At 59.5% G+C, this 26,197-nt stretch carries 27 protein-coding genes and 1 tRNA gene; 15 read left to right on the forward strand and 13 right to left on the reverse strand.

The window, feature by feature from the left end:
- Positions 1-89: 89 nt before the first annotated feature.
- Both AC1RT6_RS02655 and AC1RT6_RS02660 read right to left on the reverse strand, forming a co-directional pair.
- The gene (locus tag AC1RT6_RS02655) at positions 90-2,756 is read right to left on the reverse strand and encodes a glycosyltransferase (RefSeq protein ID WP_493029031.1); all 2,667 of its coding nucleotides are present in this window, start codon (positions 2,754-2,756) and stop codon (positions 90-92) included.
- A 185-nt stretch (positions 2,757-2,941) separates the two neighbouring features.
- Positions 2,942-3,508, reverse strand: coding sequence for a beta-1-3, beta-1-6-glucan biosynthesis protein (locus AC1RT6_RS02660; protein WP_079446951.1), 567 nt, complete (start codon positions 3,506-3,508; stop codon positions 2,942-2,944).
- Positions 3,509-3,743: 235 nt separating this feature from the next.
- Between AC1RT6_RS02660 and AC1RT6_RS02665 the strand changes: the two genes are divergently transcribed.
- The gene (locus tag AC1RT6_RS02665; protein WP_472789939.1) at positions 3,744-5,378 is read left to right on the forward strand and encodes a glycoside hydrolase family 17 protein; all 1,635 of its coding nucleotides are present in this window, start codon (positions 3,744-3,746) and stop codon (positions 5,376-5,378) included.
- Here the strand turns inward: AC1RT6_RS02665 and AC1RT6_RS02670 are convergent.
- Together AC1RT6_RS02670 and AC1RT6_RS02675 are read right to left on the reverse strand one after the other, a co-directional pair.
- Positions 5,338-5,718, reverse strand: a complete 381-nt coding sequence (locus AC1RT6_RS02670) for a hypothetical protein (protein WP_079447045.1) — start codon at positions 5,716-5,718, stop codon at positions 5,338-5,340. The genes AC1RT6_RS02665 and AC1RT6_RS02670 overlap by 41 nt on opposite strands.
- Before the next feature lie 62 nt (positions 5,719-5,780).
- Entirely contained in the window at positions 5,781-7,130 is a 1,350-nt protein-coding gene (locus tag AC1RT6_RS02675; RefSeq protein WP_079446950.1) for an SPOR domain-containing protein, read from the reverse strand.
- 144 nt (positions 7,131-7,274) lie between these two features.
- On the opposite strand from AC1RT6_RS02675, the gene glmU reads away from it, so the two are divergent.
- Positions 7,275-8,633 carry a bifunctional UDP-N-acetylglucosamine diphosphorylase/glucosamine-1-phosphate N-acetyltransferase GlmU gene (gene glmU, locus AC1RT6_RS02680; protein WP_079447044.1) on the forward strand — a complete coding sequence of 453 codons (1,359 nt, stop codon included), beginning with the start codon at positions 7,275-7,277 and terminating at the stop codon, positions 8,631-8,633.
- Positions 8,634-8,673: 40 nt separating this feature from the next.
- On the opposite strand, the gene AC1RT6_RS02685 is transcribed toward glmU, so the two are convergent.
- The gene (locus AC1RT6_RS02685; RefSeq protein WP_079447043.1) at positions 8,674-8,904 is read right to left on the reverse strand and encodes a hypothetical protein; all 231 of its coding nucleotides are present in this window, start codon (positions 8,902-8,904) and stop codon (positions 8,674-8,676) included.
- A 317-nt stretch (positions 8,905-9,221) separates the two neighbouring features.
- Here AC1RT6_RS02685 and AC1RT6_RS02690 point away from each other — a divergent pair, with 317 nt between their 5' ends.
- On the forward strand, positions 9,222-9,398 hold the full coding sequence (locus AC1RT6_RS02690; protein ID WP_173815977.1) for a hypothetical protein: 177 nt from the start codon (positions 9,222-9,224) through the stop codon (positions 9,396-9,398).
- 72 nt (positions 9,399-9,470) lie between these two features.
- Here the strand turns inward: AC1RT6_RS02690 and AC1RT6_RS02695 are convergent, their stop codons facing one another.
- From AC1RT6_RS02695 to AC1RT6_RS02705, 3 genes are all read right to left on the reverse strand, one after another.
- Positions 9,471-9,683: a hypothetical protein gene (locus AC1RT6_RS02695; protein WP_139372881.1), complete on the reverse strand. Its 213-nt coding sequence runs from the start codon at positions 9,681-9,683 to the stop codon at positions 9,471-9,473.
- A 95-nt stretch (positions 9,684-9,778) separates the two neighbouring features.
- A complete protein-coding gene (locus AC1RT6_RS02700) occupies positions 9,779-10,117 on the reverse strand; it encodes a hypothetical protein (protein WP_472789934.1) in 339 nt (112 codons plus the stop codon).
- Positions 10,118-10,205: 88 nt separating this feature from the next.
- Positions 10,206-10,448 carry a hypothetical protein gene (locus AC1RT6_RS02705; RefSeq protein WP_079446948.1) on the reverse strand — a complete coding sequence of 81 codons (243 nt, stop codon included), beginning with the start codon at positions 10,446-10,448 and terminating at the stop codon, positions 10,206-10,208.
- 311 nt (positions 10,449-10,759) lie between these two features.
- Here AC1RT6_RS02705 and AC1RT6_RS02710 point away from each other — a divergent pair, with 311 nt between their 5' ends.
- Together AC1RT6_RS02710 and AC1RT6_RS02715 are read left to right on the forward strand one after the other, a co-directional pair.
- Positions 10,760-11,212, forward strand: coding sequence for a TspO/MBR family protein (locus AC1RT6_RS02710; protein ID WP_079446947.1), 453 nt, complete (start codon positions 10,760-10,762; stop codon positions 11,210-11,212).
- 4 nt (positions 11,213-11,216) lie between these two features.
- The gene (locus AC1RT6_RS02715) at positions 11,217-11,723 is read left to right on the forward strand and encodes a hypothetical protein (RefSeq protein WP_079446946.1); all 507 of its coding nucleotides are present in this window, start codon (positions 11,217-11,219) and stop codon (positions 11,721-11,723) included.
- 193 nt (positions 11,724-11,916) lie between these two features.
- Here the strand turns inward: AC1RT6_RS02715 and AC1RT6_RS02720 are convergent, their stop codons facing one another.
- Positions 11,917-12,195, reverse strand: a complete 279-nt coding sequence (locus AC1RT6_RS02720) for a hypothetical protein (RefSeq protein WP_139372880.1) — start codon at positions 12,193-12,195, stop codon at positions 11,917-11,919.
- 1,088 nt (positions 12,196-13,283) lie between these two features.
- Between AC1RT6_RS02720 and AC1RT6_RS02725 the strand changes: the two genes are divergently transcribed.
- Complete coding sequence (locus AC1RT6_RS02725) at positions 13,284-13,457, forward strand: hypothetical protein (RefSeq protein WP_158081527.1); 174 nt, start codon at positions 13,284-13,286, stop codon at positions 13,455-13,457.
- Between the two features lie 668 nt (positions 13,458-14,125).
- Here the strand turns inward: AC1RT6_RS02725 and AC1RT6_RS02730 are convergent.
- Together AC1RT6_RS02730 and AC1RT6_RS02735 are read right to left on the reverse strand one after the other, a co-directional pair.
- Complete coding sequence (locus AC1RT6_RS02730) at positions 14,126-14,488, reverse strand: SpoIIAA family protein (RefSeq protein ID WP_079446945.1); 363 nt, start codon at positions 14,486-14,488, stop codon at positions 14,126-14,128.
- 963 nt (positions 14,489-15,451) lie between these two features.
- Positions 15,452-15,526 (reverse strand) — tRNA-Asn (locus AC1RT6_RS02735).
- A 250-nt stretch (positions 15,527-15,776) separates the two neighbouring features.
- Here AC1RT6_RS02735 and AC1RT6_RS02740 point away from each other — a divergent pair.
- The 6 genes from AC1RT6_RS02740 (at position 15,777) to surE (ending at position 20,935) form a co-directional block, all read left to right on the forward strand.
- Positions 15,777-16,442 carry a protein-L-isoaspartate O-methyltransferase family protein gene (locus AC1RT6_RS02740; RefSeq protein ID WP_079446906.1) on the forward strand — a complete coding sequence of 222 codons (666 nt, stop codon included), beginning with the start codon at positions 15,777-15,779 and terminating at the stop codon, positions 16,440-16,442.
- A gap of 161 nt (positions 16,443-16,603) precedes the next feature.
- Positions 16,604-16,816 carry a twin-arginine translocase TatA/TatE family subunit gene (locus AC1RT6_RS02745; RefSeq protein WP_079446905.1) on the forward strand — a complete coding sequence of 71 codons (213 nt, stop codon included), beginning with the start codon at positions 16,604-16,606 and terminating at the stop codon, positions 16,814-16,816.
- A 200-nt stretch (positions 16,817-17,016) separates the two neighbouring features.
- The gene (gene tatB / locus AC1RT6_RS02750) at positions 17,017-17,538 is read left to right on the forward strand and encodes a Sec-independent protein translocase protein TatB (RefSeq protein WP_079446904.1); all 522 of its coding nucleotides are present in this window, start codon (positions 17,017-17,019) and stop codon (positions 17,536-17,538) included.
- Complete coding sequence (gene tatC / locus AC1RT6_RS02755) at positions 17,535-18,344, forward strand: twin-arginine translocase subunit TatC (RefSeq protein WP_079446903.1); 810 nt, start codon at positions 17,535-17,537, stop codon at positions 18,342-18,344. Before tatB ends, tatC begins: the two co-directional genes overlap by 4 nt.
- Positions 18,345-18,449: 105 nt before the next feature.
- On the forward strand, positions 18,450-19,949 hold the full coding sequence (gene serS, locus AC1RT6_RS02760; protein ID WP_079446902.1) for a serine--tRNA ligase: 1,500 nt from the start codon (positions 18,450-18,452) through the stop codon (positions 19,947-19,949).
- 218 nt (positions 19,950-20,167) lie between these two features.
- Positions 20,168-20,935 (forward strand): 5'/3'-nucleotidase SurE, encoded by a 768-nt coding sequence (gene surE / locus AC1RT6_RS02765; RefSeq protein WP_472791524.1) that lies wholly within the window; start codon positions 20,168-20,170, stop codon positions 20,933-20,935.
- An 80-nt stretch (positions 20,936-21,015) separates the two neighbouring features.
- On the opposite strand, the gene AC1RT6_RS02770 is transcribed toward surE, so the two are convergent.
- Complete coding sequence (locus AC1RT6_RS02770; RefSeq protein ID WP_079446901.1) at positions 21,016-21,396, reverse strand: response regulator; 381 nt, start codon at positions 21,394-21,396, stop codon at positions 21,016-21,018.
- Between the two features lie 226 nt (positions 21,397-21,622).
- Here AC1RT6_RS02770 and AC1RT6_RS02775 point away from each other — a divergent pair, with 226 nt between their 5' ends.
- The 3 genes from AC1RT6_RS02775 (at position 21,623) to chrA (ending at position 25,186) form a co-directional block, all read left to right on the forward strand.
- Positions 21,623-22,276, forward strand: a complete 654-nt coding sequence (locus AC1RT6_RS02775; protein WP_079446899.1) for a protein-L-isoaspartate(D-aspartate) O-methyltransferase — start codon at positions 21,623-21,625, stop codon at positions 22,274-22,276.
- 142 nt (positions 22,277-22,418) lie between these two features.
- The gene (locus AC1RT6_RS02780) at positions 22,419-23,738 is read left to right on the forward strand and encodes a peptidoglycan DD-metalloendopeptidase family protein (protein WP_472789927.1); all 1,320 of its coding nucleotides are present in this window, start codon (positions 22,419-22,421) and stop codon (positions 23,736-23,738) included.
- A 254-nt stretch (positions 23,739-23,992) separates the two neighbouring features.
- Complete coding sequence (gene chrA, locus AC1RT6_RS02785) at positions 23,993-25,186, forward strand: chromate efflux transporter (protein WP_472791523.1); 1,194 nt, start codon at positions 23,993-23,995, stop codon at positions 25,184-25,186.
- A 16-nt stretch (positions 25,187-25,202) separates the two neighbouring features.
- Here chrA and AC1RT6_RS02790 read toward each other — a convergent pair whose 3' ends face one another.
- The gene (locus AC1RT6_RS02790) at positions 25,203-26,174 is read right to left on the reverse strand and encodes an ATP-binding protein (RefSeq protein WP_079447035.1); all 972 of its coding nucleotides are present in this window, start codon (positions 26,172-26,174) and stop codon (positions 25,203-25,205) included.
- Positions 26,175-26,197: the final 23 nt, after the last annotated feature.

Consider the following 26,197-nt stretch of genomic DNA (forward strand, 5'->3'; position numbering starts at 1 on the left):
GGATAATGCACAACACAATTAACCCATCTAAATCCAGGTCTTAGAGACAAAACTTTTCAGCAGCCTGCAAACGGCGGATGCCGGCCGGATCAGGTTGTTTCGCGCTGAATCTCGGAGCCGACGGGCGACGACCCGCCTGTCGGCATTGGCGCCGGCCGCAGTCCGATCAATTCGGCGCTGCGGATACGGGCATTGCGCCAGAATGAAAACTGGTTGATGCGTGATGTCTCAAGGATGGCAATGGCGACCGCTGACAGGAACGGCAGGCTCTGGAGCATCAGCACGCCTGCAAAGATGTAGATTTCGGTGACTTCCTTGTGCTGGTTGGATGCGATCAGCACCGCGGCCCCGACCAACAGGAGAACGCCGATCACCGCCTCCCAGAATGCTTGAAACTCAATCGACATCCGCGACAGCCCACCCTTCGAGGTCCGGGCGAAGGCAAGGTGCTCCGTGATAAGTCCCTGTGCGACCGCTCGCGATACGGTCCATTGCACTGACATGGCCGCTACCATCGCTCCCAACATCTGCGCAGTTTTTATCGGCACGCGAAGGCGGTACAGCGCCAGAAAATGGAGCAGAGACACAACGAACGCAGCAATGATTGGCAATGTCAGGATCTTGTCGGGGATGGCGATGTCGGCGAAGGCGACGATCGGCACCCAGATCAGGTTCAGGATCGCAACCACGACGCCGAGGCTTTCAGCGCCCAGCCAGTTGAGCCAGCCCAGGGTAAATTCGCGTTTCTGTTCTTGCGACAGGCGGCTCGCGCCCGGCAGAAAGCGACGCCAGTGCTTCTTGACGATCTGGAAGCCGCCATACGCCCAGCGATGCCGCTGCTTCTTGAAGGCTTCGTAGGTGTCCGGGAGCAGGCCGTAGCCGTAACGGGTGTTGGTGTAGTGCGTGACCCAGCCATGCTGGGCAATCGCGAGCCCGAGGTCAGTATCCTCGCAAATCGTGTCTCCGGCCCAGCCGCCGGCCATGTCCATCGCGGCACGGCGGATCAGACACATCGTGCCATGAACGATGATCGCGTTGGCTTCGTTGCGCTGGACCATGCCGATGTCGAAGAAGCCGGCATATTCTCCGTTCATGACGTAGTGCATCAACGAGCGGTCACCGTCGCGGTGATCCTGCGGCGCCTGAACGAGACCGACGCTGGGATCGTTGAAGGCCGGCACCAGATCCTTCAACCAGTCGGACTGCACCACATAGTCGGCATCGATGACGCCGATGATCTCGGCGTCAGCGGCGGTGCGCTCCATGGCGATGCGCAGCGCTCCCGCCTTGAAGCCCTCAACCTTTTCGGCGTTGATGAACTTGAATCGTTCACCAAGCGCGCGGCAGTGATCCTGGATGGGTTGCCAGAAGGCTGGGTCGGGTGTGTTGTTGATGATGACGACGCATTCGAAATTCGGATAGTCGAGGCGCGAGACTGCGTCGAGCGTCTGCTTAAGCATCTCGGGCGGCTCGAAATATGCGGGCACGTGAATCGAGACTTTGGGCAGCGGTGCGTCGGTGGCCGCCTGGACGGCCACCGCCTCCTTGGTAATCAACCGCCGCGGGCGCTCACCGAATGCCACTGTCGCGATCTCCTCGATGCGGGCCATCGCGATCAGGATCAGCGGTACAAGCAAAATCAACCCGAGCATTAGTGCGAAAGCCGAGCCCAAAACGAAGTAATGGCCGGTCCAGTAGGCGAAAACCGTCGCAACCCAGGCGCCGACTCCGTTGGCGGCTGCCGACAGCAGCACAGCCTGCATCACGGTGGGACGGACGAGCCGCAGAATGGGCAAGGACAGCAGGACGCCGATCAAAAGTGCGATGCCGGCAAGTTTCCAGTAGGCTTCATTGACGACAGGGCCGCTCCAGGAAAATTTCGGTTCGCGATCCGCGTTGAGGATGCCCCAGTACGGGCCGACGCCACCTTCGAAAAACTTCCAGGGCTGGTCGATGGCTTCGACAATGTTGTACTCCATGCCGATCGACTGGGCCTTGGCCACAAAATTGCGAAGCGTGGCCGCTTGCTGGAACGGCCCAGGATCAGCGCTCTTGAGATTATATCCGGCGCTCGGCCAGCCGAACTCGGCGATTACGATCCGTTTGCCGGGAAAGGCGTCGCGCAGCTTTTGATAGATGATGAGAGCCTGATCAACGGCCTGCTTGCTCGAAAAGCCTTCCCAATAGGGCAGGATGTGTGCGGCGATGAAGTCGACCGACGATGCAAGTTCAGGATGCTCGAGCCAGATGTTCCAGATTTCACCTGTCGTAACCGGTATATTTACGGAACCTTTTACGCGCTGAATGAGCTTGATGAGATCTGAAACCTTTTGGTCACCTCGATAGATCGTTTCGTTGCCGACGACGATGCCATTGACGTTACCGTTGTGTTTGGCGAGATCGATGGCGGCGAGCATCTCGCGCTCGTTACGCTCGACAAACTTATCGATCCACGCGCCGACCATGACCTTGAGGCCGAATTCATTGGCAATGGGAGGCACAAGCTCCACGCCGCCGGTCGACGAATACAGGCGGATCGCGCGGGTCAGGGGCGCCAGCGCCTTCATGTCGGACCGGATTTTCTCGCCGGTAGGGATATTATCGACGTCCGGATGAGCGGTGCCTTCGAAGGGCGCGTAGGAGACGCTGCTCAGAACACCCTTGAAGTCAGGAGCCGGCTGCCTGTCCTGAAGAACTCCCCAGAGTGCAGCATGTGCAGCGGTCACAAGTAGTAGAACGGCGACGACGGCGCGCATCGCGACTAAACCATGAGGGGCGTGCCTGCCAGAAACGCGGACCTGCCCCTAGGCCCGACCGACACATCAGCAGACATAATTCTGCGACATAATTTTACAACTGGTATGACGCCGTGGCGTTTTGAGGGCGGTTCCGCGCTTTAGCCTCGAAAATCCAGTATCGTTCTTGGCGGTCGCAGCGGCAATTATTTCTTCGGCGCGGCGGGAGCTGGAGCCGGCTTCGGCGGAGGGGGAGTCGCGGGCGCGGGATTAGCTGCCGGGGAAGAAGCCTCAGCGCCAGGCTCGGACGGTTGTGCATCCGGATTGATCCAGCAGGTATGAACGCGGCCGCTCAGCGCATCTGGCGCTTTGGGGTCAATAGGTCCGAACCGGACCAGACAACGGAATGCCGCCTGGACGTGACCACCCGGACATCCGAAGCGATCGTAGAGATCGAGATGACGGAAGGCCGTATCCAGGTCATCGCGCCACATTAGAAGAACCACGCGGCGGCCGAGCCAGACGCATTCCGGATTTCCCGCCGGACCATCAATGACGCGCGCGGCTTCGACGAATTCGTCGGTTTTGCGCTGACTGTCTTTGGCGCCGTCGGCTCCATTTGTCGCGCTCCCCGCGGCTGGCTTGTTTTGATCCTGGGCTCGAAGATCGCCGCTTTGCGCGATCGCTCCGCCGATGCTGAACAGCAAGGCGAAGCCGGAAACGGCAAAACCGCGCAACAACGCTTTCTCAAACCCAAATAGCATTCGACGCATGAAAGTCCCCCGACTCTTGCCCGCCGCAACCGCGCAATCAGATGACGGGCAAATTGGTCCCCAATGCGGCGAGGCGCCCCGGTCGCTCCATCAGGATTCCCAAATGACGGAGATTTTGGATTTTGTCCAGCAGACGAGCGGCTTGACTGCATCGGGGTAACACGTGGCCTGAATGATTGTGGTCGGAAGGCGCTCCTCTTGGCAGAAAGGCCCCGACAAGCTAATCGGACGACTCTTGCGGAGGATAGGGCCGATTTCATTTCATACGCCACTGGCGCTTCTCATCATTTCGCTAGGTTTGATCGCGGCAGTGTGGTGGTGGCTCGCCGCGCCGATCCAGCTTGCGCGGGCTCCGATCGACCCGGCAGCGAAACTGGAATGCGTATCCTATGCACCGTTCCGGGGTCAGCAGACCCCACTGGTCGCCACAACTGAGATTGCGCCTGAGCAGATTGCTGAAGATCTTGCCCAATTGGCCAAGATCTCGAAGTGCGTCAGGACCTACTCGACCGAAAACGGCCTCGACCGGCTGCCCGCTCTTGCCAAGAAGGTTGACCTCAAGGTCATCCAGGGCATCTGGCTCGGCAATAACCGGCTGAAGAATCTCGCCCAAATCAACATCGCGATCCGTCTTGCGAAGGAGTATCCCGACGTCATCACCGCGATCGTGGTCGGCAACGAGGTTCTGCTGCGCGGGGAAATGACGGCCTCCGATCTGACAGCGAACATCCGGCTGGTGAAGTCACAGGTGACGGTGCCGGTAACCTATGCGGATGTCTGGGAATACTGGTTGCGCAACCGCGAGGTCTATGACGCTGTCGATTTCGTTACCATCCACATCCTGCCCTACTGGGAGGATTTTCCGATTCGCGCGCGTAACGCAGCCGCGCATATCGGCGCCATTCGAAAGCAAGTCGCCGCGGCCTTTCCCGCCAAGGAAATCCTGATCGGCGAAACCGGATGGCCGAGCGCCGGCCGGATGCGGGAGGGCGCGCTGCCCTCTCGGGCCAATCAGGCGCGTGTGGTGTCCGAAATTCTCGACATGGCGCAGCGCGAAAAATTTCGCGTCAACCTGATCGAGGCCTACGACCAGCCATGGAAACGCCAGCTTGAGGGCACGGTCGGCGGCAACTGGGGCTTGATCGAGGCCACCCGGCGTATGCTGAAATATCCAGCCGGCGAACCCGTCCGCAATTTCCCACTCTGGAAGATCCAGATGGCCACGGGAATGGGATTGTGTGTCCTTGTTTTCGCGGTCGCCATGTTGACGTTGCGGCGGAAGCCTTGGAAACCGCGGTGGATGTCCTGGATCGCGGTCGCGGTCTCGGCGACCTCGGCGGGAATCCTGCTCGGAGTTGCCGCAGACAAGCTGTGTCAAGAGAGTTACGGACTAGGCAACTCGCTGCGCTGGGGTCTGCTGCTGGCGGCGGGAGTCGTCTCTCCGTTGCTGGGTGCGAACGCCCTGATGTCGGGACGCGCGCTGCCGACGTTCGTCGAATTGATCGGTCCCCGCCCGGGCCGCACCGGCTCGGTGCTGACGGTGATGCTGGGAATTACGCTGCTCGTAACCACCTTGATCGCGGCGGAGACGGCGCTTGGCTTCGTCTTCGATCCACGGTACCGGGATTTTCCCTTCGCTGCGCTGGCAATGGCCGTGGTGCCGTTCTGGGCGTTGGCATGGCTCAATCGTCCGCTCGTCGGCGTTCGACCCGTCGCGGAATCGGTTTTTGCCGGTCTACTGATGATTGCTGCGGTTTATGTCGGATTTAACGAAGGTCCGAAGAACTGGCAGTCGCTTTGGACCTGTCTGATATACGCCGTGCTTGGGATTACGCTGTGGCGGGCGCGGGCCGCGCAAACCCCAGAATAAGCAGGCCGATTGCAAGACCCGAAAGGCCGACATTATAGAGTACGATTCCGACGCCGGCGGCGACGAGCCCCGCGGTCAACAGCACGATCGACGGCCGGATCACGTGCAGCACTGCGACGACCAGCGCCGTAATGCCGAAGACATGGTTGCGAAACAGATACGTTGCGACGCTCCGGCCCCTGCACAGCATGGTTTGCAGGCCGGCGTCGCAAGCCAGTGATACCGTAGACAGCTCGATCGCAAGATAACGAAGATAGAGCGCGTAACCGACGCTCAAGAAGCCCACGATCAGCAGCCATTGCACCTGATAAGGCGTCAGTCGGAACGGATCTTTTTTCATCGCGTGAATATGATCCGGATCTGTGGACCCCACAACCCGAAATCCGGCCCTTGCCGGATGCATCAGTGTGAAACGGAAGAACCGAATGTCGACGGCTTTGGCGGCAGGGGCAAGGGCGGGGGTGGAGCCGGTGCTTCGACGCTTGTCGACTTCCGGCTATACCGATGTCGCGACGCGTGCGCTGCCTTCGGCCTTTTTGTTGCGAGGGCAATATCATTGTCTTTGCTGTCTTCGAGAAGGCGCTGGCCGTCGAAAACGGCGGTATCGCAGGTTCTGCCGTTCTCGGATAGCACAGCGCAAATCCTCGCCGCGGCTGCCGCGTCGGCCAGCGGCCCGGCGACCAGACGCATCTGCGTGCCGCTCCCGTTATTGGTTTCCTTCAGCACGATGATCGGATGCAGCGGAGTCAGTTCTTTTGCCTCTAATTTCAGAAGGCCTTGCCAAAGCGCTCGCAAACCTTTGATCGAACTCGCGCTTCCGAGATTGACGCCGAAATCGGTGCGCGGCGCCGGAACGGGGCTAGGATAGGAAGGTGGCTGCACGGCATCTGCGATCGTAGGAATGGAGGCAGCTACGATTTGCGCTTCCTTATGATGAAGGTTTCGCGCGGGTTCGGATTCGGTCCCACGGGTTGCTGCTTGGTCTTGTCCGTGAGGCAATGTTGCGGTCGGATCATGTGCGGTCGAGGCTGGCTGTGCTGCGGCTTCAGGCGTGATGGGTGTCGCGACTGCCCCGGACTTCTCCGTTTCAGGCGTGGTCGGCGTGGACCGCGAACCTGCGGTGGGAGAGGGTGCTTGCTGAATGTTTGCGGACCTCGATGAAGCATCCGCGGGGGAGGGGGTGGCGACCAGGAGCTTCACCGCCGCCGCGGTGGTGGAAGCAACCGGTGCAGAGAGAGGCGCATCCGTAGAAGCATTTCTGGTTGTCGATGCGTCTAAACCCGATGAGTCCGGTTTTCTGGCTGGATCGGGCTCAATAGCCGGCGGCATGGAGGCCGTAATCGTTACGGCGTCGGTTCCTCGCGCCGCGTTCCGGCTAATGGAGCCGGTGACGGATTCGAATCCCTGTTCGAGCGCGGCGATACGGGCAAACAGCCGGTCGCGATCACCGTTCAATGTGTCGATAGCGGACGAAAGTCGTCTTATTTCCTTCTTGGCCGCTTCCGCAATCTCCAAATGCGACGATTGCTTTGCGAGATCGGTGGCGACGACTTGGTGGGGCCGGATACCGGCACCGGAATTGTAAGCCAGGAGAGCGACGATTACGGCCCCGACTGACCCGACGCCCCAGAATCCGAGCCGCAATAAAGCGCGGCGGTCGAATCCTTCCTCTTCGGCAAGAAAGCCGCCCGGCCAGCCACCGCTTTCGGTGGTCTGCACGCCTTCGGCTAAACCATTCTGATTCTTCGCCATAACGATGACGCCGGGCCCCCGCTCCGAATCATGTCCGGATGTTAACAGGAAACCTGCTCGATCTCAGGGAGGTTGGCGGTTTTCACTTTCGACAAAAAAAGCTTAATGACGGCGACGTTTGATGCGCTAACCACGAGGATTCGAATGAACGGCCGGAGTTGTCTGACCATCGTGCTTGCAGCGGGTGAGGGGACACGGATGCGCTCCTCGCTGCCTAAAGTGCTGCATTCGGTCGGGGGGCAGACGCTGTTGTCGCATGTGTTGGCGGCCGCGCCGGGCGGACCGGGAACGTTGCTGGCGGTTGTTGTTGGCCCTGGCCATGAGGCTGTGGCCGATGAAGCGAGGCGGGTGCGGCCCGATGTCATGGCGTTCGTCCAGGACCAGCGCCTGGGAACAGCACACGCTGTCCTTGCGGCGAAGGAGGCTATCATCCGCGGCGCCGACGATCTGCTGATCGCGTTCGGCGACACGCCGCTGATCTCGGCCGATACGTTCACCCGCATGCGAGCGCCGTTACAGGCCGGTGCGTCGCTGGCCGTGCTTGGCTTTCATGCCCGCAATCCTACGGGGTACGGTCGGCTGATCGTGACCGATGGCCGGCTTACGGCGATCCGCGAGGAAGCGGATGCCAGCCATGACGAACGCCGCGTTACGCTTTGCAACGCTGGCGTCATGGCGTTCGACGGCAAGACAGCGCTGCAAATCATTGAAAAGATCGGCAACACCAACAGCAAGGGCGAATACTATCTCACCGACGCCGTCGGCATCGTCGGCGAGCTTGGTCTGACGGCGGCGGTGATCGAAACCAGCGAGAACGAAGTGCGCGGCATCAACACCAAGGCTCAATTGGCCGAGGCCGAACAGGTCATGCAGACACGATTGCGCACGGCGGCGCTCGACGCTGGAGTGACGATGGTGGCTCCCGAGACGGTCTTTCTTTCCGCTGACACCTCATTCGGCAAGGACGTGACCATCGAACCCTACGTAGTCATTGGGCAAGGCGTGACTATCGCCGACGGCGCGGCTATTCACGCATTCTCGCACTTGGTGCAGGCGTCAATCGGCAGGAACGCTTCTGTCGGTCCCTACGCCCGGCTGCGGCCGGGAACGTCGCTGGGCGAGGGCGCGCGGATCGGGAATTTCGTCGAGACCAAGGCCGCCGTTCTCGAAGCCGGAGCCAAGGTCAACCACTTGACTTATATCGGCGATGCCTGTGTCGGGGCCAACGCGAACATCGGTGCGGGAACCATTACCTGCAACTATGACGGCTTTAACAAGCACCGCACCGAGATCGGCGAGGGCGCCTTCGTCGGCTCCAATTCGTCCCTGGTCGCGCCGCTTAAGATCGGCGCCGGAGCTTATGTGGGATCGGGTTCGGTCATCACCAAAAACGTGCCTGACAACGCGCTTGCGGTCGGCCGCGGCCAGCAAAGCCTGCGCGAGGGCTGGGCAAAGAGATTTCGCGAGATGAAGCTGCTCGCCAAAAAGCCAAAGAGCGGTTGAAGAAGGAGCCACGGCGAGCAGGCCCCGGAGAACCGAAGATTCACTCGTCTTCGAATTCGGAGAATATAGCCCGCGTGAGGCGCCAGCCGCGCGGCTTCGCCCGCTGTGGCTTCTCATCCGGGGTATGCCGGACGATCTTCGGCTTTGCGGCCGTGCTGCGGAAAGGCGGTGGCCAATGGGCAAGGCGGGATGACGTTTGCGCAAGCGAGCGGGTGGATGCTCGGGAAAAGCGATGCAGTCCGGTGCTCTTGAAATCGCGTGTGTCGCTCACGTTCCATGGCTCCTCTATCATGGAATCTTTCTGCATAAATATTGCGCGTTCGTTAAAGAAGGCCGCAAAATCGAATGGTGGCCGACTCGCCATGGGAGGGGGCGCAGGGCGGAATGCTCAAAGCCTGGACGATTGGTGTGCGGCGATAAAATCCGTCGCGAAGCGTCGGAAAACAGCATAATGTCTGGAATGCCTGCTCCGGTGCCCCGCTTATCGACAGCGATCCCAAAATCAGCCTACCTCACCGCACATTCAACGCATGTGCGCTCATTTCCATTTGGCGCACGGTTTCCGGTTGTTAGAGAGGAAAAAACGACATGAACAGCGAAATGAAGATTAAAATTGTGTTGGCAGTCATTCTCATCGTCGCAACATTGCTAGGCCTCAACGCGCTGATCGCGGCTGTTCAGAAAAACGATCATGGGGCGACCCATACGAGCAATGTCTGGCAGCAGGAACTGCCGCTGCAAGCCGAAAAGATCTGGAAGGCCTGATATTTGTTAGGTGAGGATCCGGGAATTGATGAACCGTATGCTCCACGAGGGTAACAGCCTCGGGTGGTTGAATCAGGCCCTTCCGGGCCTCCGTTTCATTTCCGTCTCGATCTCACCTATAGCCTGACGCAAGGCGAAAAGTGCTTGCTCATCTACCTCGAACGCGATGGAGCCAAGTTCGGTCGTCGCCAGTTCTATCGCGTAGCGACCATCAGGCCGGATCAAAGGGCGTGAAGCCTTTACCGTAACGATGCTCAGTTGATCGGGGAAATTCAATACGTCCATCGGGAGACCCTCGGATAGGACGAAGGGAAAAGGCGCCCAGATCCCGATCATGCCCTTTTCTTGCGTGAGGAGTCGAGAGGGGTGGAAGCGAGATTTTATCGGATCTCATGCTTCGCAGCCAGTCGCTCGCGGTATGCTTCCAGTCCGCGTCGCCAATCCTGCCCGGGTTGCCATTCGCCCCTTTCGTCCATGGCGCCGGACTCCAGCATTGCGGCTGCGATCTCCCAGTGGCGGTCCACCCACCCCTGAATTTCCGATTCAGTCATCTGGTGAGACCGGCAGATTCGTTCAGCCATCGCTCGGGCAAGCGGTTCGATGTTTGATGACATGGACATCTTGATAAATGTTGTTAGGTGCTGCGCGACAAACGGTGCTCTATCTAGATCATGATCCCAATGGAAACCGGCTTTTTGGGCAGGATCATGTTCGATCAAAAAGACGCTCACTCAATGTAGTCGGAACCAGAGTTTCGACCCATTGCGAAGAATGTGCGCATCCGCATCCGCTTGACGCGGGGGTGACCTAGTTTACCGGTGACCTTTTATCTCGCTGCACCATGTCGAGGATGGTTTGCAGCATTTGCGCCGCCTTCCGGTTGGTCAAATCTCCTTTGGAATGCGCTGCTATTCCTTGTTCCAGCATATCCGACGCCTTCTCAGTTGAGATAATTCCGCTCTCGATAAGACCCCAGAACGCGAACTGAGCCAGCGTGAATGCTGCGATTGCAGAACTTTCAGCTTCGTTCTCAAGGTTTTCTTCTGCCATTTAAATCTCCTATGCTATGTGCTGAAGAACAAGGTTGAAATCTCATGCCCGCCAACGGAACGTGTAAAGGACTGAAGTTTTTCGTGCATGAAGGCGACGGCGTTGTAAGACGTGAGTTATGCGACGAAAGCTCCGACGGGTCACGCCTATCGAATGGCACATCATAACTTTCCCGAGGTCTCGTGTACTGGCAGAGTTTCATGGCGGTGTTTGGTGTCCGATGCCGGAACGCCAAAGCCGATGATAAGTGGGCTCACGAAACTATCACTCACCAGTAAGACTCGTCGGACGGTGAGTAACGGAAATTCTAGATGAACCGTGCCCTTCGGCTGATTTTGTTCCTCGTTCTCGTGGTCGGTGGCGGTTTGGTTATCGGCTTTCTGACCATGCCGGGCGCATGGTATGCTGGCCTTGCCAAGCCGTCATTCAATCCACCCAATTGGCTGTTCGCGCCGGTCTGGACCGTCCTCTACATCCTCATCGCGATCGCCGGCTGGCGCGTATGGCACGCCGATGCTTGTGGGTGGCCGATGCGGCTTTGGTGGGGACAGCTCGCTTTGAATTTCATATGGTCTCCGGTCTTCTTCGCTGCTCACCAGATCGGGATCGCGCTCGTCATAATCCTTTTGCTGCTCGCCGCCATTTTCGCCTTTATCGCCACGGCATGGCGGCTGGATCGGGTTGCGGCATGGCTGTTCGTGCCCTATGCCGCGTGGGTTGCCTTCGCCTCGCTCCTCAACGCTTCGCTTTTTGCGCTGAACTGACCGAATGGGCCGGGTCATCACCGTCAACGATCGGATGCAGAGCGGCTATCGCTATCGGTTGATGGCACCGTCCGGCCGTAATTTCGATCCTGCCTTCCGGCCCGAACTCACGCCGAAGCAGATGCTCGAACTCGGCGTGTTTTGCGGCAAATATCTGACCGATTGCCGGGACGAGTTTCCCGCGAACTGGTTCGCGCGGGCCAAGCTTTCACCCTCGGGCCGCGATTGTTCGCTCAATTATTTCGGCGTCGATGCCAGTCAGCCGCTTTCGGTCTGGCGAAGGAAAGGCTGGATTCATCCCGACGACCCGCGTGGTTGGTTTCAGTGGTATTGCCGCTATTACATTGGACGGCGCATGCCGGACGAGGACGCGCGCCAGATCGGCCGCTGGAAGGCGATGCGGCGGCATGTCTCTCAAGTCAGGAAGCATCGCGAGCCGGGCGATCCCATGTGCCGGCCACGCCAACGGCAGGCGCTCTTGCATTGGGCCTATGACAGCCGGAAAATCTAGAAGGCATCCACACGGTCCTGCGCAACCGGCTTTATGTCGCCTGGTTCGAAGGGAACGCGCTGGTCTGAAAAATGGCTCCCGGGCTGGATTTTATTCCTTGTCCATCTTGGCAATGTGTATTGCCTTGACACGCGCCACGCCGAACATGGTCCAGGTGACGGACGCGATCGACAAGAATGGATGTCGAGGAACGTTACTGAGCAGCTTCGGCTCGTGCGGCCACATCTGCGATTCCGGATCTGCATCGGCTCATTCGTTCAGCAAGCCTGTTGAATAGTTCAGCGTTGTTGGTCGGTTGTACAGAGAAGCTTAAGGACGCACCCTCTTTCAGTGAGATGAAAGATGAGTCGTCCAGAAAGATAGAACAAGGCATGGCATCGACATCGTCGGTCTGTGCAACTGAAAATTCCTGTGAATGCGCGAGCGTTGCGCTGATAATCAGCGCAATCGCACTTAAGAAAAACTGTCTCATTTTCGGATGCCCTCAGCCCTGCAGCAGACCTGCCTCTGCGCCGTCCGCAGGTAAACAAAGAACCAATCAAAGTCCCTGTAAGCGCGGTGAATAGACCCGCAGTGGCGGCAGATAACGGAGAAAAGATTAATGTTAGACGCTTAACAACAGGTTCTATTTGACCTCGGACGACACGCGCCAGATGCAGCGCGCGTTGGCGAAAAAGCCGGTGAGCCCATCATGCCCACGTCGATCGACTTGGGCTTGGCGACTAGAGCGGCAGGTTTCCGGCTCGTCGCGGTTAGGCGGGAGCGATGGTGAAGAGGAGGGCGGCGTCGGCGGCCGATGTCCCAATTGCATTTGAGCAATCAGCATAGCTGCCGTGGCCGCTCGAACACGGGTTTCGTTTTTCAGAAAATTCCGCTGCTGTCACATCAGATGCTTCGCTCGGGAAAAGCGCTCCGCTCGCTTTTTCCGGCTTGACTGTCTAGGACATAGTTCTCATTTTGTTCTCTTTGGTCAAGCCGCCCAAACTGCGTTTCCCACGGCATTGGAGCGTACACAGGAAGGGTGCAGGCCTTTCGTCGTCAGTGATGTGCGAAAGGTGTGCTGGTCGCTTACGTGCCTTGCCGAAACGATCTTCAAGGCGTTCGTTTCGCCCATAATCACTGACCTCGGATGAAGCCCGGAGCATTGCGAATGGCGCATCGGTTGATCTGAATCAATTTGGACGGCGACCGCCAGGCAAATAATCAGTCCCTCGAAGTCGTGAATGGCGTTCAAGTATGTATCTAAAGGGTGCGATCCTAATCTTAGGAGGCCCAAAGTCATGTTACTTAATCGGGTTCTCGTTGCTGGAGGTCTAGTCGCGGTCTTTCTGGTTTTCACCCTAAGTATGGCTTACCGATGAAAGCCCCACGGCTATTAATCTAAAAGCATCGTCGAGCGACGCTCCGTCCGCTGCTGACGACAGCTGTCATCTAACAATCGCTGTTCGACGTCCTTCCATTTAGGGCGCGGGCCATATAGGCGCTCGGCGCCGGCGTGGCTGGCGGAACGTTTCTGGGCCGCGTGGTTTATCCAGCCGATGCAATTCGAGGAATGGTATCATGAAAAAGCGGGAACCATTTCCGGACGACGTGTTGGAGCGCGAAACGCGAGCTATCCAGGCCATTGATGCAGCCCACAAACTGCCGAGCGGTCCGGCGCGGATCGAGGCTCTTAAGGCGGCGGCAAAACTTCGTCCCGGTGACGCAGGATCCCAGGCGACCGGAACAAGCTGAATCTGTTTGGCCGACTAATGGATCGACCGGGCGATATGGTTTTCCGGTTGCTTATTTGTGTGTTGCCGCGGTCATCCACGCCGCTCGTTTTTGCACGCACCAGTCCTCGCCTGTCTATGCGGCTGGCTAAGGGCAGCCGATACAAAACCCCGTCAGACGACGGCAGCCACGCGCTGGCCGGTTGCAGCTCATGCCGGCGCTGAGGATCTAAGCGGGAACGCTGAGACTGAGTTGGGCCTGCAAAAAGGCCCGCCAGTGGTGAGAAGACGCGGCGGGCCAATTCGGGTTCGGGGATCATGAAGCTGTGGGTCAACCCGTTCCTGTGATTCAATACAGCCGAAGCAAAGTTGTTCCCCGGGGTTTGATACTGGAGGTGGGGTTGACGACGATGTGACTGCCGCATTGCGCTAGATCAAATAATGCGCCTGAAAGTGATGCTTGAATAATGCTTACGCTACGGGCCCGCCCTGGGCCCTGTTTCTCCTCTGGACTGACCCGGCTGCCTTAACCAGCGGCTGGGTCTTTTTGCTTTTACCGGATCCTTCGCCAGTTTCCGCTTTCCCAATTGCGCCCCTTCTTACCTTCCGGGTTACAGATCGGCGGCGGCTTCTCGCCAAATATAGCGTCGCAAACATAGGTAGATTGCGATAACAGATGAAGTTACGGGGCTAGGTTTGTAACCATTCGAGGGCCTTTACCCTCTCTCCACTGGCGAAGACCCTAATCTCAGGATGTGCAAAGTGTTGTGCTATCGTGGGGGCGATTTTCAAAAAGGCATCGTCCGTAACAATGGCAACGCGATCAATGTTGCGGTGGTGGTCGTGTACGAATCTAAAATGCTCAATAAGCGCGCCGAAACTGTCCCATCCGGGAAAGGATGCTGCCTCAATTAGCAATCCAGTCAGCTTGCCTTTCTCGCGGATATAGGGGTCTATCTCTCCGGAAATTTCACGGAAATCTTCAGCCGAAAGTGCGCCTTTCGGCTCCACAACCAGCACGCCAGCATCGCTGAGAAGCTCGAACCCGATCACTGGACGTTTTCCTGTTTCCTCCGGCTAGCCCCGGATTTGGGACATGAGGCGACGATTGGCCTTGATCTAGGTCAAACGGAAGTGAGTTTCGCTCGCGAGCCACGATGCCGCTGAGTGACGATTCTCAATCTCGGGATCTTCGTTGATCATGCTTCGAGGCACCTGCGCCATCTAAGGACGAGAAGGTCTAGTATCTAACGCAACATCGAATCTAAGCCGATCCAGCACTTGCCGAATGTTAGGGCAGATAGCGCCGCCGCTGTGTTTGCATTTTAGCGCCATCTCCTCTTGTGAAAACGAGAAGGACTTTTCCGATCCGCTGCCCTCAACGTGGGCTTCGATGCCGCATTCGGGACATTTGATTGTGTCGGTGTCGCTTTGCATTTTTACATCCGAGAACAAAGAGTCGAGCCACAACTAAAAATCAATTCCTTCGCGGTCGGCAACTGCAAGCCATGCCGTTTCGCCTTCAGGGGTGATTTTACAGACAGGCATTGGGGCCTTGGATCTTGATCCACACTGGCCACGTAGCCTCTGGCTAAGAGCCGTTTAAGTGTATCATAGCCGGCTCTCTTCATCACGGTCAGGCTGATGCCGCTCTTGCTTCGGTAATAATCGGCTAGAAGACGAGCACTGTGGCCGCGAACCCGGCGAGGACGCCGAACCTGACGTCGACGATGAACACAGTCTCGGCTGGGGCATGGGTGACGTCCAAGAGGGCGGTGTTGGAGCGTCGTCACCAACCTTGGGGAAGGCATCGGCGCCGTCCGAAAGAAGCGGGCTGCGTCGCTGACAGGTGGGAAGGTACTGCGCTGGTGCGAGGTGCTGGCGTAGTACGAGTCACGCGCGAAGGCTTGCCTCGGAAACGTGGCGGGCTACTTCCAAAAGCGGGGAGAGATGGCGGGGAAGGCTGTTTTGATCTTTTGAAAAGAACAACAAAATCAGCTACTTTTCGCTGAAAAATGGCTCCCCGGGCTGGATTCGAACCAGCGACCATTCGATTAACAGTCGAATGCTCTACCACTGAGCTACCAGGGAACACGCGAAGCATCCTTCGCAAGAAGGCAGCCTATAACAAAGCCCCCAACGCTTGCAAAGCAGAAAAGGGCAATCCGGCGCCTCTGGACAAAGGTAAGGTGAATCCGGCGAGGATCGTGCATTTCCTGCGACCGATGGAAAACGCTGCGACAAAATGCGACGGCAAATCAGGCATGCTTAGCAAGGGCTTGCATCGACCATGGGGGTGTCTTAGTCCTCCGAGAACTTTGGCACGGGTTAAGGATCGCCGATGTCTGATTTTTCGACCGCTCGCGGAAAAATGGTTGACGGTCAGGTGCGGACCAGCGACGTCACCGATCCGCGGGTTATCGACGCGATGATGGCGCTTCCGCGGGAGATTTTCGTTCCCGAGGATCGCCGCGCGCTGGCTTACCTGGATCTCGATCTGGACGTCAGCGAAAGGGGGGCGCCGAAGCGGTATCTGATCAAGCCCATGGTCGTCGCCAAAATGATCCAGGCAGCTGAGATCAAAAGCACCGACAACGTCCTCGTGGTGGGCTGTGCCACCGGCTATACCGCCGCGTTGGCGGCGAAGCTCGCGGATCGAGTGACGGCGACCGAGAGCGACCCGGCGCTGGCGGCGAAGGCCTCGGACATTCTTGCAAGCCTCGGACTCGGTCACGTGACCATCGTTACGGCGGCGGCGTGCAAAGGAGCGCCCGCCCACGCACCTTACGACGTCATCATTTTGGAGGGTGCGACCGAGATTGCCCCAGATACGCTTTACGGACAGCTCGCTGGCGAGGGTCGCCTGGTTGGCGTGTTTGCCATGAGTGGCGCACCTCGGGCGGTCATCGTTACCCACTCGCATTCCGATTTCGGACGCAGGGCTCTCTTCGATGCGTCGGTTCCGGTCCTGCCGGGCCTCGAACAACCACCAGCCTTTGTATTTTAACGAAGCAGTTCCGGCGTCGCGCGCGGTCCGGTCAAAAGTCATAGGGTTATCGGGTTCTTATTGATGCCCGCCGGACCTGGAATCCTTGTTTTTGCCAACCCTCGGGCATACGTTCCGCATAGCTTCGGCCAAACGCCGGCCGCCGACTTGGAGGGTTGCAGATGGGTTCACTGAGCATCTGGCACTGGATCGTGGTGGTCGCGGTGATCCTGCTGCTGTTCGGCCGCGGCAAGATTTCCGACCTGATGGGTGACGTCGCGCAGGGCATCAAGGCCTTCAAAAAGGGCATGAAGGATGATGAGAATACTGCGGAAAAGCCCGAACCCGTGAAGACGATCGATCATAATGCGGATGGGTCCGGTGCGGCACGGTAACACCGGCAGCAAGGTCATCTAACGCAGGCTCCGCGCGAGGCCGTTTATCCGCAGTGATACATAATCGAGGCGCGACAACCAGGGATGCGGTACTATCGAAACACGTCGATCCCTGTGCCGGCTTAAAGCAAGATCTGACAAGACGGGACGTCGGCTGCGGTGCGGAAACCGACGCAAGCCTCGCGTAAGCGGAAAGTTTCATGTTCGACATCGGGTGGAGTGAACTGCTCGTCATTGCGGTCGTCGCGCTGATTGCCATCGGCCCCAAAGAGCTGCCTGGCGTGCTGCGCACGATCGGCCAGTGGATGGGCAAGGCGCGCAGGATGGCGGCTGAATTTCAGGGTCAATTCAACGAGGCCATGCGTGAGGCCGAAATGGCCGACCTGAAAAAATCCTTCGACGAGGTGCGCGACGCGACCAGCGGTCTGACCCGCGGCAACCTGATGACCCGGCTAACCGACTCGCTCGGCGAGCCGCCCAGACTCGAGGACCTCGACAAGCCATCCGCACCCGCCAACTCCGCTTCCGTGAGCGGGTCGGCGCCGCCGGAAGCGGGGGGTCCTGAGACTTTGATGCAAGCCGACGCCGAGGCGAGCGCATCCGGGCCGCTGGTGATCACGCCGGAGGTTCAGGATGCTCCCGTTGAACCGCCTGCGGCTGCGTCAGAAACGCCGCATGAGGCGGGCAGGGGCGAGACGATCAGGGACGCCAAAGCGTCATGAGCGACGAAGACATCGAGGCCAGCAAGGCCCCCCTGATGGATCATCTGATCGAACTGCGCTCGCGGTTGATCAAGGCGCTGGTCGGCTTCGGCGTGGCATTTATTGCCTGCTTCTTCTTCGCCAGGCAGATTTACAACATCCTGATATGGCCGTTTGTCTGGGTCGCGGGGCCGGAGAATTCGAAATTCATCTACACCGCGCTGCTCGAATACTTCATCACCCAGCTCAAGCTCGCGCTGTTTGGCGCCGCCTTCATTTCGTTTCCGGTCGTGGCGACGCAGATCTACAAATTCGTGGCGCCCGGACTCTACAAACATGAGCGCAACGCTTTCCTGCCTTACCTGATTGCGACCCCGGCCTTCTTCGTGTTGGGCGCGACGGTGGTGTATTTCGCGGTGCTGCCGATGCTGGTACGGTTCTCGCTCGGGATGCAGCAGATGGCTGGTCCCGAAACCGCGGAAATCCAGTTGCTGCCCAAGGTCGGCGAGTTCCTGTCGCTGACGATGTCGTTGATCTTCGCCTTCGGCATTGCCTTCCAGTTGCCTGTGATCCTGACTCTTCTGGGGCGGATCGGCGTCGTCACAGCGAAAATGCTGCGCGCCAAGCGTCGCTATTTCATCGTCGGCGCGTTTGTCATCGCGGCGGTGCTGACGCCGCCAGATGTTCTGAGCCAGATGTCCTTGGCGCTGCCGCTGCTCCTGCTTTACGAAGGCTCGATTCTCGCCGTGGCTGTCGTGGAGAAGAAAGCGGCTAAGCCGTCTGCCTCCGCCGCCACCTCGCCGCCAGCGGAAAACCCGGCGGAGTAGAGCGCCACTGTTTCCAATCGCAGCCGTTCAGGCTACTGAATGCCCGTTTTCGCGGGCAAAGACCTTCGTGGACTTCAACCGCTTTCTTTCCGGGGCCGATCTTCCATGCACGACATCAAAGCGATCCGCGACAACCCGCAAGCGTTCGACGCCGCGCTGAAGCGGCGAGGGCTTGAGCCGCTGTCGTCGTCGCTGCTCGCGATCGATGAAAAACGCCGCGCGGCAATTCTGGAGTCGGAGCAGGCGCAGGCGCGCCGCAACGCGGCTTCGAAGGAAATCGGCGAGGCCAAGAAGGCCAAGGACGACGCGCGTGCCGCGAAGCTGATGGCGGAGGTCGCCGAACTCAAGACCAACATGCCGCAGATGGAAGCGGCGGCGAAGGCGGCGGATGAGGAGCTCCGCAAGGAGCTTGCGCAAATTCCGAACCTTCCGCTCGACGAGGTGCCCGACGGCACGGACGAGCACGGCAACGTGCAGCATCACATCTTCGGAAAAAAACGCGACTATGCGTTTACGCCGAAACCGCACGACGACCTCGGCGGCGCGCTCGGCGACATGGATTTCGAGGCGGCGGCGAAACTGTCGGGCTCGCGCTTCGTGGTGCTGAAGCGGGGACTGGCGCGGCTCGAACGCGCCATCGGACAATTCTTCCTCGACGTCCACACCGGCGAGCACGGTTACACCGAGGTCAACCCGCCGCTGCTGGTACGTGACGCTGCGATGTTCGGCACGGCGCAATTGCCGAAGTTTCGAGAGGATCAGTTTTTGACAACTGCCGGTGATTTGGCTGAAGCCGTCAGCGCCTTGGCTGAGCAAGCTATAAAGGGTACGATAGAGGAGCTTCCTCGCTTGGCAACTGAAGTCGAACGGAGCCTTGGGGAAAGTGCATCAATCGAAACGGTTGCCGAGAGGATGTCAGAAATCCTAGCCGCTCATTTTCCAGAGTATCAGGCTGAAGTTCTCGATAGATGGATTTCGGATCGTTCGACGCATTGGCTCATCCCCACCGCAGAGGTCTCACTCACAAACCTCGTCCGCGACTCCATTCTCGATGAAAAAGAACTGCCGCTGCGCTTCACCGCATTGACGCCATGCTTCCGCGCGGAAGCGGGCGCGGCGGGGCGCGATACGCGCGGCATGATCCGCCAGCATCAGTTCACCAAGGTGGAGCTGGTGTCGATTACCACGCCCGAGGTATCGAAGGACGAACACGAGCGGATGTTGTCATGCGCGGAAGAAGTGCTGCGGCGGCTCGATCTGCACTACCGCGTGATGACGTTGTGCACCGGCGACATGGGATTCGCTTCGCAGAAGACCTACGACATTGAGGTGTGGATGCCGGGGCAGGGGGAGGGCGGCGCCTATCGCGAGATTTCGTCCTGTTCGGTGTGCGGCGATTTCCAGGCGCGGCGCATGGACGCGCGTTATCGCGCAAGCGACGGCAAGCCGCGCTTCGTGCATACGCTCAACGGCTCAGGCACCGCCGTCGGCCGCGCGCTGATCGCGGTAATGGAAACCTATCAGCAGGCCGATGGCTCCATCGCCGTGCCCGATGTCTTGCAGCCTTACATGGGCGGCCTGAAGGTGATTGCTAAAGGCATGTAGTGAGCGGGACCTTTGGCTCTCGGATTTGCCGGGACGGCGAGTTTGCCAGCCTCGGCCGGGCCGGATATGAGATGTCCCCGAACGGCTAGAGCCTTTCCGCTTCTGATAGAACAGAAGCGGGGCTCTATGGTTTTGATTTGGCGCGTTTTCTTCACGCGAACCGCTATCCACTTCGCTCGAAAACGCTCTCGCGGCGGCCGAAAGAGGCACTCTCACGAATGCGGATTCTCTGTACCAATGATGATGGCATCCACGCGCCGGGCCTCGAGATCATCGAGCAGATCGCAAAGGAGCTGTCCGACGATGTCTGGGTGGTCGCACCCGAGCACGATCAGTCCGGCGTCTCGCATTCGCTGACGCTCAACGATCCGCTGCGGCTGCGCGAACTCGGACCTCGCCATTTCGCGGTGAAGGGCACGCCGACCGATTGCGTGATCATGGGATCGCGGCACATTCTCGGCGACAAAGGGCCGGATCTCGTGCTGTCCGGCGTCAATCGCGGCCGCAACCTCGCCGAGGACGTGGTGTATTCCGGCACCATCGCGGGAGCGCTGGAGGGCACGATGCTTGGGCTGCCGTCTTTCGCGCTGTCGCAGGAGTTCAGCCTGGAGACCGGCGACAGGCCGGTGTGGGAAACCGCGCTTACGTTCGCGCCGCAGATCCTCCGCAAGGTGATCGATATCGGCATCCCGAAGAACACGGTGGTCAACGTCAATTTTCCGGCCTGCGCGCCGGAGGAGGTGGCTGGGGTGCTGGTGACGCGGATGGGGAAGCGCAATCTCGGTTTTCTCAAGATCCATGAACGGCGCGACGGCCGCGGCAATCCGTACTTCTGGATCGGATTCGAGAAGGTCGACGCCGTGGATACGCCCGCGTCGGGCACCGATCTCGCGGCGATCGCGGCGCAATGCGTTTCGGTGACGCCGCTGCGGTTGGACCGCACCGACGATGCATTCGGCGAAATCCTGAAGGCGCGCTTCAAGTAGACTTGCTTGGTGTCTTGTCGCTTGCAGAAGATAAAGACGCCCGACTTCAAAGCGGCCATTCGCCGCCTTGTTCGGCTGGCTCAGGCCGCGGCGCTGCCCTTGAGCGTGCGCTGGATCACGGCGGCAAGACCATCCATCTGGAAGGGTTTCTGCAAGGATGGACGGTTGCGATATTCGGGCGGAAGCCCTTGCGTGCCATAGCCCGTTGCGAAGATGAAGGGCCGGTTGCGGCCCGCGATAACCTCGGCCACGGGCGAAATCAGCTTCCCGTTGACGTTGACGTCGAGAATCGCGACGTCGAAGTTTGTGGTATGCGCGAGCTCCAGAGCTTGCTCGATGTCGCCCGCTTCGGCGGCGATGCTATAGCCGAGTTCCTCCAGCATATCCGCAACCATCATACGGATCATCACCTCGTCTTCGACGAGGAATACCGAGCCGCCGGGCGGCCTTGTTGATACCATGGTAGAAATCTCGATCTTTCGGCCAACGCAGGGTCGCAAATTATGCGGACGAACGCAATCCGTGCCGTTGTCGCGCCCGGGCAGGACGGCCTGAGCCGTCGCGCGGGCTGTTTCCGCCGGAACAAATACTTGTCCCGCCGGATTGACCCGGCGGGTGATCTGCGCAGATTGCGTCAACTTATCGTGGTAATCGTTCGGCGAAGCGCCAGCGCTTGAGAGTTCGCCCATGCCCCCCGCGGATCGTTTGCCGCCCGAAAAGATGATGTTTCAGCTAAACCTGCGGCGACGCGGTATTAGCGATCAGCGCGTGCTTCGCGCGATGGATAACGTCCCGCGCGATGCTTTCGTCGAACAGGACGATCGCGAGGATGCCTGGTGCGATACCGCGCTCGGCATCGCCTGCGGGCAAACCATCAGCCAGCCTTTCGTTGTCGCCTACATGACCGAGCGGCTGGAATTACGTGACGATGACCGGGTGCTGGAGATCGGCACCGGCTCAGGCTATCAGACCGCTATCCTGTCGCGCCTTTGCCGCGAGGTCGTGACTATCGAACGATATCGGGTGCTCGCGGATCGCGCCCGTGTCCGGCTGGAGCAACTCGGTTACGATAATATAGAAGTTCTGCTGGGGGATGGCTTCGACATTCCTGCCGGAGCAGGGCAGTTCGACCGCATCATGGTGACTGCGGCAATGGAGCAGATTCCAGAGGCGCTGACGACCCGGCTTGAGCCGGAGGGGCTTTTGATAGCACCTGTCGGTCCGCAGAACGGACGGCAGACACTGATCCTCCTGCGACGTGCCGCCGCCGGAATTATCCGCAAGGAGCTGATCGACGTCCGCTTCGTGCCGGCGCTGCCAGGTATCGCCCGCGAACTCTAACCCGGCCCCCCGTCCGGCGGCTGCCGCAACACATTGTTCCAGCGATGTTAATTTTGAAGGCCGCGGCGTGTCAGGGTTAAAGGCTTGTTTACTGCCGGGGGTGTTTACTCAATTTGTATCAAGTTGCGTATGAGTGAGTAACATGTCCCGTGTCGTCGAGTTGCTTTACTCGCGTCGCGTACCGCAAGTAGCGGTGCTGGCGCTGGTGTCCATCGGTTTTGCCGGATGCAGCGCGGACATGTCCTCGCGCCTCGCTCAAATCGACCCCCAGCAATCAAATTTCGGATGGCAGCGTGACACGACCGGCGCGGTGCCTGCGGCGCCCGCCGCTCCCGTGGCTCCAATTCAACGCAACGAGTTGCCGCAGTATTCGCGCGCGCAATACCAATCCCAACCGCTGCCTCCGATATCGACGCCAAAATCCTATCCGGTTGCATCGGGCAATGAACGCAGCGTCGTTTCGCATTCAGCTCCCGTGCACCCGATCGAGCCCGCCAGTGCTGTCACAGCGCGGGACGGCTGGAATCATAGCGGCAGCACCCCGATCATTGTCGGCACCAGCGATACGCTGGAAGGATTGTCGCGCCGATATGGCGTATCCACTGCTGAAATCCTGAAGGCCAACGGCTACCACGGTCCTCGCCGGTTGCAACCTGGCCAGCGGCTGATCATTCCGAAGCGCGCGTCAGTGGCGGAGACCCAAACTGCTCCGGCCGCGAAGCCTGTGGGCGCTATGGCTGCGTCCGGTACCCACTACGTCAATCGCGGCGACACGCTGATGAGCATCGCGCGCCGCAATCACGTTTCCGTCGGAGAGCTTGCTCGCGCGAACGGATTACAATCGGGCGCGAAACTGACGACCGGCATGAAGATCACGGTGCCGACGAAGGTTGCTGTGGCGTCCACGCAGCCTGTTGCCGTTCCGACTGCACCCCTTGCTACACCTGCGCCTATGCCGGCAGTTCACGCGGCTGCTGCGCCCGCTGGTCCGGTGCAGAAGGTCAACCTCGCGGTTGCGACGGCGACACCCGAAGCAGCCGTGGTCAAACATGCGGTGAAAGACGCAGAGGCAACCGGCGCTTTGCCGACATTCCGCTGGCCGGTGCGTGGCCGCGTGATCACGGCCTATGGCGCCCGGACCAACGGTAAATCCAATGACGGCATCAACGTCGCCGTACCCGAGGGCACACCGGTAAAGGCTGCCGAGGATGGCGTCGTTGCTTATGCCGGCAACGAACTTAAGGGCTATGGCAACCTGGTTCTGGTTCGGCATTCCAACGGCTACGTGACCGCATATGCCCATGCGAGTGACGTGCTGGTGAAGCGCGGAGATTCCATCAAGCGCGGACAGGTCATTGCCAAATCGGGTCAGTCGGGCGAAGCGGGGTCGCCGCAGCTTCACTTTGAGATCCGAAAGGGATCGACACCGGTTGACCCACTGAACTTCCTTAATGGGGCATGAGATTCTCAGCGGTTCCGTTAGCCTAGATTATTATACACCTGAGTTGGCCGCGAAGTCCGCTTCGCGGCCAACTCCGTTTTGATACTCGCTGCAACGATGTTTGCGCGATCGAATCGTGAATTCCGGATAAATATAACGCTTACGGCAGTATAGGTTCAGGATGACGTCAACCGAGACGGATTTGGCGCACGAAGGGTGTCGGGCCGGGGACCATTGAACTTGTGGGAATCAATGCTCATGGCAGCTCCTATCGCATGACGTCCCATGTGCGTGGGGAGCGGCGCGCGGTCGAGGTATTTGCGGCATTTTTGAAGCTCGGCCTGACAGCGTTCGGCGGTCCCGTTGCTCATCTCGGCTACTTCCGCGATGAATTCGTGATCAAGCGGAAATGGCTTGAAGAAAAGGACTTCGCCGATCTTATCGCGCTGTGCCAGTTCCTGCCGGGCCCTGCATCCAGCCAGGTCGGCATAGCCATCGGTCTGGCGCGCGCCGGTTACGCCGGAGCGGTCGCGGCGTGGACGGCGTTCACGCTGCCGTCGGCTCTGGCACTGGTTACATTCGCCTACAGCATATCCTTGTTCGGGAGCGCGTTGGGCAGCGGGTGGCTGCACGGCCTTAAGGTGGCCGCCGTCGCAGTGGTGGCGCTCGCGATTCTCGGCATGGCGCGAACGCTGACGCCCGATCGCGAGCGCGCCAGCGTCGCGGCGTTGGCAGCCGTCACGGCGCTGGTGATCGATTCAGTCTGGGGGCAGATCGGCGCGATCGTTGTCGGTGCGATCGCCGGCATGACCGTGTTGAAGCGCGAGGCCGTACCGGCGGATCACTTCGGTGCAACACCGCGGACGAACAGGGCGATTGCAATATTCGCGCTGGCGGTATTCGTCATTTTGCTCGTGGGATTGCCTGTCGTGTCGGCCGTCTCCGGCAATGCGGACTTGCGGCTCTTCGATACCTTTTTCCGCACCGGTTCGCTTGTGTTCGGCGGCGGACATGTGGTGCTGCCGCTGCTCCAGGCGCAGGTGGTGCCGCCGGGATGGGTGAGTAACGATGCGTTCCTGGCGGGCTATGGCGCTGCGCAAGCCGTGCCGGGGCCGCTTTTCACGTTTTCCGCCTATCTCGGCGCGGCGATCGGCGGCTGGAAAACGGCTGCGCTGTGTCTTGTTGCGATCTTCCTGCCGTCCTTCCTGCTCGTCATCGGCGTGATGCCGTTCTGGGACGCATTGCGGCGGCGGACCGCGACGAGGGCGATGCTGCGCGGCATCAACGCCGCGGTCGTCGGCCTTTTGCTGGCCGCCTTTTACAATCCGGTCTGGACTTCGGGCATTCTGTCCAAGGGAGACTTCGGACTGGCTGTGGTTGCCTTTGTGTTGTTGCTCGTGTGGCGAACGCCGCCCTGGCTGGTCGTTGTCGGTTGCGCCGTCTGCGCGGAGCTGCTGGCGGCGCTGTGAATTTGCAGCAGGTCGATTACGTCGCGATCCGCACGCCAAGCCGGCCTGCGAGCTCCTGCGTGAACTGCCAGGCAACGCGGCCGGAACGCGATCCGCGCGTGGCCGACCATTCCAGCGCCTCTCGTTTCAGTTCAGCATCGTCGAGCCTGATGCCGAAGTGGGAGCAATATCCGCGCACCATCGCGAGATAGTCATCCTGGCTACATTGATGAAAGCCGAGCCAAAGGCCGAAGCGGTCAGATAGTGAGACCTTTTCCTCGACGGCCTCGCCGGGATTGATCGCGGTCGATCGCTCGTTCTCGATCATGTCGCGCGACAGCAGGTGACGACGGTTTGATGTCGCATACAGGATGACGTTGCCGGGGCGTCCTTCGATGCCGCCCTCGAGCGCGGCCTTCAGCGACTTGTACGAAGCGTCATTGCCGTCGAACGACAGATCGTCGCAAAATACGATGAAACGAAACTCAGATGAGCGAAGCAGTTCCATCAGGCTGGGCAGGCTTTCGATGTCCTCACGGTGAATTTCGATCAGCTTGAGCAGGCCGCCGACTTCGGCATTGACACTGGCATGTGCCGCCTTCACCAGCGACGACTTGCCCATGCCGCGCGCTCCCCAGAGCAGGGCGTTGTTCGCTGGCAGGCCCTTGGCAAAGCGAACAGTGTTCTCCATCAGGATGTCGCGCACTCGGTCGATGCTCTTGAGCAGGCCAAGATCGACGCGGCTGACTCGCGAAACCGGCATCAATCGTCCGTCAGGATGCCAGACGAATGCGTCGGCGCGCGTCATTGCAGCGTGATTGTCGGTCCGTTCAGCGGCGGCAGTCGTGGCGGCGGCGATCACTTCGAGAGCACAGGCGATCCGGTCCGCGGCATCGGACGCAACGGCCGCTTTCCGACCTTTTGTCGCGCCCCCCCGACGACCGGAGTGATCTCCTGGTACCTTAAGAGGGGTTTTTCGAAGGCTTGTTTTCCGAGACTTTTTTGCCATCTTTGCCTTTCCTGAGCGCACAC

This window comes from Nitrobacter sp. MLSD-S21 (assembly GCF_058809865.1).

What these genes read in the sequence shown, in the direction of transcription:
- AC1RT6_RS02655 (WP_493029031.1), bottom strand. Translation starts at nt 2,756, where the DNA reads ATGCGCGCCGTCGTCGCCGTTCTACTACTTGTGACCGCTGCACATGCT.
- AC1RT6_RS02660 (WP_079446951.1), bottom strand. Translation starts at nt 3,508, where the DNA reads ATGCGTCGAATGCTATTTGGGTTTGAGAAAGCGTTGTTGCGCGGTTTT.
- AC1RT6_RS02670 (WP_079447045.1), bottom strand. Translation starts at nt 5,718, where the DNA reads ATGAAAAAAGATCCGTTCCGACTGACGCCTTATCAGGTGCAATGGCTG.
- AC1RT6_RS02675 (WP_079446950.1), bottom strand. Translation starts at nt 7,130, where the DNA reads ATGGCGAAGAATCAGAATGGTTTAGCCGAAGGCGTGCAGACCACCGAA.
- glmU (WP_079447044.1), top strand. Translation starts at nt 7,275, where the DNA reads ATGAACGGCCGGAGTTGTCTGACCATCGTGCTTGCAGCGGGTGAGGGG.
- AC1RT6_RS02690 (WP_173815977.1), top strand. Translation starts at nt 9,222, where the DNA reads ATGAACAGCGAAATGAAGATTAAAATTGTGTTGGCAGTCATTCTCATC.
- AC1RT6_RS02695 (WP_139372881.1), bottom strand. Translation starts at nt 9,683, where the DNA reads ATGGACGTATTGAATTTCCCCGATCAACTGAGCATCGTTACGGTAAAG.
- AC1RT6_RS02705 (WP_079446948.1), bottom strand. Translation starts at nt 10,448, where the DNA reads ATGGCAGAAGAAAACCTTGAGAACGAAGCTGAAAGTTCTGCAATCGCA.
- AC1RT6_RS02710 (WP_079446947.1), top strand. Translation starts at nt 10,760, where the DNA reads ATGAACCGTGCCCTTCGGCTGATTTTGTTCCTCGTTCTCGTGGTCGGT.
- AC1RT6_RS02715 (WP_079446946.1), top strand. Translation starts at nt 11,217, where the DNA reads ATGGGCCGGGTCATCACCGTCAACGATCGGATGCAGAGCGGCTATCGC.
- AC1RT6_RS02720 (WP_139372880.1), bottom strand. Translation starts at nt 12,195, where the DNA reads ATGAGACAGTTTTTCTTAAGTGCGATTGCGCTGATTATCAGCGCAACG.
- AC1RT6_RS02725 (WP_158081527.1), top strand. Translation starts at nt 13,284, where the DNA reads ATGAAAAAGCGGGAACCATTTCCGGACGACGTGTTGGAGCGCGAAACG.
- AC1RT6_RS02740 (WP_079446906.1), top strand. Translation starts at nt 15,777, where the DNA reads ATGTCTGATTTTTCGACCGCTCGCGGAAAAATGGTTGACGGTCAGGTG.
- AC1RT6_RS02745 (WP_079446905.1), top strand. Translation starts at nt 16,604, where the DNA reads ATGGGTTCACTGAGCATCTGGCACTGGATCGTGGTGGTCGCGGTGATC.
- tatB (WP_079446904.1), top strand. Translation starts at nt 17,017, where the DNA reads ATGTTCGACATCGGGTGGAGTGAACTGCTCGTCATTGCGGTCGTCGCG.
- tatC (WP_079446903.1), top strand. Translation starts at nt 17,535, where the DNA reads ATGAGCGACGAAGACATCGAGGCCAGCAAGGCCCCCCTGATGGATCAT.
- serS (WP_079446902.1), top strand. Translation starts at nt 18,450, where the DNA reads ATGCACGACATCAAAGCGATCCGCGACAACCCGCAAGCGTTCGACGCC.
- surE (WP_472791524.1), top strand. Translation starts at nt 20,168, where the DNA reads ATGCGGATTCTCTGTACCAATGATGATGGCATCCACGCGCCGGGCCTC.
- AC1RT6_RS02770 (WP_079446901.1), bottom strand. Translation starts at nt 21,396, where the DNA reads ATGGTATCAACAAGGCCGCCCGGCGGCTCGGTATTCCTCGTCGAAGAC.
- AC1RT6_RS02775 (WP_079446899.1), top strand. Translation starts at nt 21,623, where the DNA reads ATGCCCCCCGCGGATCGTTTGCCGCCCGAAAAGATGATGTTTCAGCTA.
- AC1RT6_RS02780 (WP_472789927.1), top strand. Translation starts at nt 22,419, where the DNA reads ATGTCCCGTGTCGTCGAGTTGCTTTACTCGCGTCGCGTACCGCAAGTA.
- chrA (WP_472791523.1), top strand. Translation starts at nt 23,993, where the DNA reads ATGACGTCCCATGTGCGTGGGGAGCGGCGCGCGGTCGAGGTATTTGCG.
- AC1RT6_RS02790 (WP_079447035.1), bottom strand. Translation starts at nt 26,174, where the DNA reads ATGGCAAAAAAGTCTCGGAAAACAAGCCTTCGAAAAACCCCTCTTAAG.